The following is a 244-nucleotide window of genomic DNA, read 5'->3' as shown; positions in this document are numbered from 1 at the left end:
CGTTAAATTGCTTACAAAACTCCATGATGTTCACACCTGCAGAACCCAATGCTGGACCTACTGAATAATAAATGCTTCCAAACTCATTAATTATTCAAATTTAAAAAACAAACAATGGCTAAGAAAGTCTTTAAAATGGTAAAGCTTCAGGTGAAAGGTGGCGCAGCTAACCCTTCTCCACCAGTAGGTCCAGCATTGGGTTCTGCAGGTGTGAACATCATGGAGTTTTGTAAGCAATTTAACG

At 38.9% G+C, this 244-nt stretch carries 2 pseudogenes; one reads left to right on the top strand and one right to left on the bottom strand.

Annotation, left to right across the window (positions count from 1 at the left end):
- Positions 1-73: pseudogene (locus tag GB932_RS22390) on the bottom strand (hypothetical protein); the annotation flags it as partial.
- A gap of 41 nt (positions 74-114) precedes the next feature.
- Between GB932_RS22390 and GB932_RS22385 the strand changes: the two are divergent.
- Positions 115-244 (top strand): annotated as a pseudogene (locus tag GB932_RS22385) (50S ribosomal protein L11); the annotation flags it as partial.

Source organism: Microbacterium karelineae (genome assembly GCF_009745985.1).
Taxonomy (GTDB): Bacteria; Actinomycetota; Actinomycetes; order Actinomycetales; family Microbacteriaceae; genus Microbacterium; species Microbacterium karelineae.
Note: the sequence above shows the minus strand (reverse complement) of the source record. Positions and strands in the feature narration are given on the sequence as shown.